The following is a 5,598-nucleotide window of genomic DNA, read 5'->3' as shown; positions in this document are numbered from 1 at the left end:
TTCGGCCAGCAGAGCTGGATCCGGCTGCTCGACATCGACCACCACCAGTACATGGCGGGGACGGCCGCGTCGATGGCGCCCGGCTTCGAGGACGCCGAGGCGCTCGCGGCCTCCAAGGCGCGCGCGGACTACTGGGCGGCCCGGTGACGCACGCCGGGAACGCGCTGCGCCCGATCCGCACCGTCGGCTTCGTCGGCCTCGGCGCGATGGGCAGCGGCATCGCCCGGCGCATCATGGACGCAGGCCACACCGTGGTCGGGTGGAACCGCACCCGGGACAAGGCCGCCGACCTGCTCGAGGCGGGCATGGGGTGGGCCGACACCCCGCGCCAGGTCGCGGAGCGCTGCGACGTCGTGTTCACGATGCTCACCAACACCGCGGCGATCCAGGCCAACGCGCACGGCGCGGACGGGCTGATCGCCGGGCTGCGGCCCGGCACCGTCTGGGCGGACCTGAGCACGATCGCCCCCGACGCCAGCGTCGCGCTGGCGGAGGAGGTCGCGGCGACGGGCGCGTTCTACCTGGACACGCCCGTCTCCGGCAGCCCCGCCACCCTGGCCGCGGGACAGATGTCGGTGATGGTGGGCGGCGAGCGGGCGGCGTACGACCACGTCGAGACGCTGCTGCACGCCATCGGCCCGAAGGTCACCTACATCGGCGCCAACGGCCACGCGATCCTCACCAAGGTCGCGATCAACCTGACGCTCGTGGTGTCGGTGACCGCGTTCGCGGAGGCGGTGGCGCTGGTCGAGAAGGCCGGCGTGGACCGGGCCGCCGTGGTCGACGCGGCGCTGAAGAGCGTGGTCGCGTCGCCGGTGATCGGCTATCGCGCGCCGCTGCTGGTCGACGACAACGAGGTGTACGCCGACGTGGAGCTGCAGCAGAAGGACCTGGTGCTCGCCCAGGACCTGGGCCGGCGGCTCGGCGCGATGGTGCCGACCTGCTCGGCGGCCAGCGAGATGCTCAGCGCCGCGCGCAGCAGCGACCTGGCCGACCGGGACTTCCTGGTCAGCGTGTCCGACGTGTACCGACGAGCCGCAGGAGTCGTGCGATGACCACGCCGCCGTACCGCACCACCATCGCCGACGTCCCCCTCGAGCAGCACCTGCGCGAGGACGAGGGCTGGGTCGACATGCAGGTGCAGTACCTCATCAACTCCGAGCGCGGCGGGTCCGACGGGCTCACCGTCGGCCGGACGGTGCTGCCGCCGGGGGCGCGGCACGACCGGCACCTGCACACCGACGCCGACGAGTTCCTGGTCGTGATGTCGGGGCGCGGCGAGATCCACACCAACACCGGGCGCGAGCCGTCCCAGGCGGGCGACGTCATCTTCACGCCACGCGGCAACTACCACGGGTTCGTCAACACCGGGGACGAGGACGTGGTGCTGATCTGGGGCTGGAGCGGCGCCGGGTCGCTGGCCGCCGCGGGCTACGGCCTGCCCGGCCCGGACGAGACCTTCGACGACCCGTCGTGATCGATCCGCGGATCCGGCGCGGCACCGAGCGGATGCTGGCGGCTCGAGCCGCAGCGTCCGACCCGATCGGGTGGAAGGCGGGCTTCGGCGCTCCGGCCTCTCTGGCTTCGTTGTCCATCGACCGGCCTCTGGTCGGCTTACTGACCCGGTCTCGCCTGCTGCCGACGGGCGCCTCGGTGTCGGTGGGTTCGTGGGCCAAGCCGATGCTGGAGGCCGAGGTGTGCGCCCACCTGGCTGCCGACATCGGACCCGGCGCATCCCCCGCCTCGGCGCTGGCGGCCGTCGGCGGCTGGTCGGTCGCCATCGAGCTCGCCGACGTCTCGTTCGCTCCCACGGACGTCGAGGAGATCGTGGCCGGCAACATCTACCACCGGCACGTGCTGCTGGGGCCCGTCGTACCGTCCCTCCCGACGCCGCTGTCGTTCGCGGTGCTGCGCGACGGCGTCGAGGTCGCGGCGACGTCGGAGCCGGAGGCGCTCACCGGGGAGCTCGGCGTCGTGCTCGCGTCGATGGCCGACACGCTCGCCGCGTGCGGCGCCGGGCTCCGGGCCGGTGAGGTCGTGATCACGGGCTCGGTGATCGCGCCTGTGCCGCTCCAGGCCGGCGCCTGGCAGGTCGTGGCATACGGCCTCGGTGAGGTCGGCATCGACATCCGGTGACACGCCACACTGAGGTCATGACGCGCGACGAGCTACTGGCGATCTGCCTCGAGCTGCCTGCGGCCGAGGAGACCTACCCGTTCGGGGACGGCGTCGCGGTGATGAAGGTCGGCGGCAAGATGTTCGCCCTGGTGCCGCTCGACGAGGCCCCCGGGTCGGTCAACCTCAAGTGCGAGCCCGCACGCGCCCTCGAGCTGCGCGATGCGTACGACGGGATCAGGGCCGGCTACCACCAGGACAAGCGGCACTGGAACACCGTGGACCTCGACGGCTCGATCGAGGACGACGTCGTCCGCGGCCTCATCGAGGACTCCTACGACCTGGTCGTCGCGGGCCTGCCACGCGCAGTGCGCACCGGGCTGGGGCTCGGCTGAGCTCAGCGGCTGTCGGACTCGACGTACTCCTTCAGGCCGACCCAGTTGCGGCGCTCCCACCTGGACCCGGTGAGGGCGAGCACGGGGGTCAGCGCGCGGGTCGCGCCCGCGACCCTCGTGGCCCATGACCAGCTGAGCCGGGTTCCGCCGCGGCCTCCTCGTCCCTCAGGCTCGTGAGCAGCCCGTTGCCGATCACGAGCCCCATCCGTTGTCGGGCAAGTCGCCCGCTCCTCGGACGAAGGGGATGGAGTACACCATCGCGACGACCTCACCCCCGTCGTCCTGCGCGACGAGGACGAACTCGGCGAACCGGGTCTCCACGTTGTTGTAGAACAACCCACCGATCGGGTCGTGGCGCATGAACTCCGGCCACGAGTTGGGCATGCCCCACATCGGCTCGGCGAGGTCGGGTCGATCGGCGAGGACCGAGATGGTCAGTGGCAGACCGGCATCGTTCGCCGACGTCGGGGCGGAGGTCGCGGGGTTTTCGGGCGGTTGAGCCTGTCGAGACCCGCACACCGGTGGTCGAGCCCTTGTCGAGCTGCCGGGGCCGCCGGCATCCAGCGGGCAGGTGCCGACGGGGGCCTGATTGACGGTCAGGGCTGGAGCATCATCAATGTCGGTGGGCCCTGTTTCACTGTTCTCATGGTCAGCTCGGTGGCGTTGGAGGAGATGTCGGAGGACGAGGTCCTCGACTTCGCCGGCGCCTGCGCCGAGACCGCTCGGCGGGCCGAGGTCGACCTGCTCCGCGCGGCGTACCAGTGGGCGGTGGCCCACTGCGCCGATCGGTTGGACCCGGCCGAGGCCGGCCGCCCGGGACGGGAGCGGGCCCGTCAGCTGGGCGGTCCGGGAGTGGAGCCGGTGACGGAGTTCGCGGCCGCCGAACTGGGCGCCCGGATCGGGCGCTCGCCCTACGCCGCGGCGCAGCTGATCGCGGATGCCCAAGACCTGCGCCACCGACTCCCGCAGCTGTGGACCCGGGTCGAGGCCGGCGAGGTCCGCGCCTCCTACGCCCGGCACGTGGCCGCGAAGACCCGGGACCTGCAGCCCATCGAGGCGGCGTACGTCGACTCGGCGGTCGTCGAGTCCGCAGATGGGCGGATCCCGTGGTCGCGGTTCGAGGCGCTGGTCGAGGCGAAGGTCGCCCAGGCGGCCCCCGCGCTCGCGCGCGAGAAGGAGGAGCGCGCCGCGCAGGCGCGGTTCGCGAAGAAGCTCCGCGGCGAGGCCCACGGCATGGGCTCGTTCCTGGTCCACACCGACATCGCGACCATCGACGCGATCGAGGCGGTCGTCGCCAAGCGCGCCGCGCGGCTGGCCGAGACGATGCCGGACGCTCCCCACCTGCAGACCGACGACGAGCGACGGGTGCACGCGTTCCTGCTCCTCGTGACGGGCGCCGGGGATGACACCGACCTGGCGGAGCTGCTGCCAAGCGTGACGATGTTCGTGCACACCTACGCCGGCCCCGACCGCGAGGACGCGGTCCGCGTCGAAGGCCACGGACCGCTCACCGAGGCGTGGGTGCGACAGGTGCTGGGACCGCACGCGCGGTTCACGATCCAGCCGGTGCTCGACCTGGCCGGCCAGGCGCCGGTGGACGCCTACGAGATCCCCGACCGACATCGACAGGCCGTGCATCTGATGACGCCGGCCGACACCTTCCCCTTCGCCTCCTCGACCTCCCGGTCGATGCAGGTCGACCACACCATCCCGCACGCCCAAGGCGGCATCAGTGGCGTGGGCAACTACGGGCCGATGACGCTTCGACATCACCGAGTGAAAACCCACGGCCGATGGCAGGTCCAGCAGCCCTTCCCCGGCATCTACATCTGGCGTGACCAGTACGGCGCCTTCTACCTCGTCGACCACACCGGCACTCGCCGGCTCCCCGGTGCACCCCAACAACCGCTCGTCGTCGAGCTGTGGCGCACGCCGTTCGATGTCGACATCGACGACGACTACCCCGACGCTGCCTAGCCTCGCGGCGACGACAGGTGGTCATAAGCGACGGAAAGACGCACCTCGTGTGGCCGCTATGCCTCGATCGGCATGACACCTTCGAGAGCCACGCGCGTCGGCTGTCCGCCTCGGTCCGAATGCCCCACCCAGACCATCCGCACCCGCCGACCTTCCGGGCCGAGCGGTGATACCTGGGCTGATTCAACGTGCATGGCGCGCCCAGACTCGACAAGTGCTTCCGTGGCGAGCAGCGTGAAGACGGCTTGATATAGCGCCGTCGGCATAGCCTTGCCGGGCAGGTCCGTGATGAAGTCACGGATCGAGCCACCGAGGGAATGGACTCCAGCAGGAACCGGCTCGTTGAACAACAGGCGTCGCATGTCGAGCACGGCCAGATCGTCCGAGGTGTACGTGGTGGCCCCGAAGCTGATGGTCATGCCGAGCGGCGAGCCACCTGAGCTGCCGCCCCTGCGCTCCATTTCGATGACGACCCCCGTGCTCCGCGAGGCGGTCGTCGTGGTCGTGACATCGGTGATCCTGATGGGCACTGACCGTCCTGCCCAGGTGAGTCGAACGTCGCGGCGATTGAAGTTTGCCGGTCGCAGGCCTTCGAGAACTGTAAGTACATCGCGAGAGTGAACGGCCGCTCGGAGCACTATGCGCTGTCCATCGTCCGTGATCTCGCGCGCGCGGATCACCGCGTCACCCAGCTTGGCCCAAGGTGAGACAGCCTCTGCACACATCTCCTCAAGGCGACGACGCACCTTCGCAACAAGATCGTTCTCGTCATCGAACGAGCCTGTGGTGTGAAACAGGCGCACCTCCGAGAGGAAGTTGAACTGATCGGCGAGCATGTCCTCTTCATGCTGAACCCAGACCGAAATGGGTACACCGAGTCGTTCAGCTTCGCGGTACTCCGCGTGCGTAGCAGACAAACGTTGCGCCCTGTCGATCCGCCCGTACTCGCGGCCAAGAATGCCGAGGTAGATCGTGCTTGTCGCAACCTCGCCCAGATATGCGACCTCAGCATCGTCATCCCGACCACCGAACTCTTCGAACCAGACCGGATACGCGCCGAGGTCGGCGATCCCGCCCGCCAAGGACCTGCGCAATGGAGTCAAGGCCCCCA

The 5,598-nt window shown here is 70.2% G+C and carries 7 protein-coding genes; 5 read left to right on the top strand and 2 right to left on the bottom strand.

All coding sequences use genetic code 11. The annotated features are described in order from the left end of the window. The first annotated feature begins 143 nt into the window (after positions 1 to 143). The 4 genes from VGD85_RS14820 to VGD85_RS14805 are packed head-to-tail and all read left to right on the top strand — an operon-like array spanning position 144 to position 2,510. Positions 144 to 1,055 carry an NAD(P)-dependent oxidoreductase gene (locus VGD85_RS14820; protein ID WP_331064208.1) on the top strand — a complete coding sequence of 304 codons (912 nt, stop codon included), beginning with the start codon at positions 144 to 146 and terminating at the stop codon, positions 1,053 to 1,055. Then, positions 1,052 to 1,477 carry a cupin domain-containing protein gene (locus VGD85_RS14815; RefSeq protein WP_331064207.1) on the top strand — a complete coding sequence of 142 codons (426 nt, stop codon included), beginning with the start codon at positions 1,052 to 1,054 and terminating at the stop codon, positions 1,475 to 1,477. Before VGD85_RS14820 ends, VGD85_RS14815 begins: the two co-directional genes overlap by 4 nt. Continuing rightward, entirely contained in the window at positions 1,474 to 2,136 is a 663-nt protein-coding gene (locus tag VGD85_RS14810) for a fumarylacetoacetate hydrolase family protein (protein ID WP_331064206.1), read from the top strand. The genes VGD85_RS14815 and VGD85_RS14810 overlap by 4 nt, the downstream gene beginning before the upstream one ends. Positions 2,137 to 2,153: 17 nt before the next feature. Further along, positions 2,154 to 2,510 (top strand): MmcQ/YjbR family DNA-binding protein, encoded by a 357-nt coding sequence (locus VGD85_RS14805; RefSeq protein ID WP_331064205.1) that lies wholly within the window; start codon positions 2,154 to 2,156, stop codon positions 2,508 to 2,510. Positions 2,511 to 2,702: 192 nt separating this feature from the next. On the opposite strand, the gene VGD85_RS14800 is transcribed toward VGD85_RS14805, so the two are convergent. Then, positions 2,703 to 2,894 (bottom strand): hypothetical protein, encoded by a 192-nt coding sequence (locus VGD85_RS14800; protein ID WP_331064204.1) that lies wholly within the window; start codon positions 2,892 to 2,894, stop codon positions 2,703 to 2,705. 261 nt (positions 2,895 to 3,155) lie between these two features. Between VGD85_RS14800 and VGD85_RS14795 the strand changes: the two genes are divergently transcribed. Continuing rightward, positions 3,156 to 4,487: a DUF222 domain-containing protein gene (locus tag VGD85_RS14795; protein ID WP_331064203.1), complete on the top strand. Its 1,332-nt coding sequence runs from the start codon at positions 3,156 to 3,158 to the stop codon at positions 4,485 to 4,487. A 56-nt stretch (positions 4,488 to 4,543) separates the two neighbouring features. Here VGD85_RS14795 and VGD85_RS14790 read toward each other — a convergent pair. Next, positions 4,544 to 5,598, bottom strand: a 1,055-nt coding sequence (locus VGD85_RS14790) for a DUF4062 domain-containing protein (protein ID WP_331064202.1), incomplete at its 5' end; no start/stop codon positions are given.

The organism is Nocardioides sp. (assembly GCF_036401255.1).
Classification (GTDB): Bacteria; Actinomycetota; Actinomycetes; order Propionibacteriales; family Nocardioidaceae; genus Nocardioides.
This window is presented reverse-complemented; position numbering and strand designations above follow the sequence as displayed.

Bases quoted from the DNA above. Each gene is read 5' to 3' on its own strand.
- VGD85_RS14805 (WP_331064205.1), top strand. From the start codon at position 2,154: ATGACGCGCGACGAGCTACTGGCGATCTGCCTCGAGCTGCCTGCGGCC.
- VGD85_RS14815 (WP_331064207.1), top strand. From the start codon at position 1,052: ATGACCACGCCGCCGTACCGCACCACCATCGCCGACGTCCCCCTCGAG.
- VGD85_RS14795 (WP_331064203.1), top strand. From the start codon at position 3,156: ATGGTCAGCTCGGTGGCGTTGGAGGAGATGTCGGAGGACGAGGTCCTC.
- VGD85_RS14800 (WP_331064204.1), bottom strand. From the start codon at position 2,894: ATGCCCAACTCGTGGCCGGAGTTCATGCGCCACGACCCGATCGGTGGG.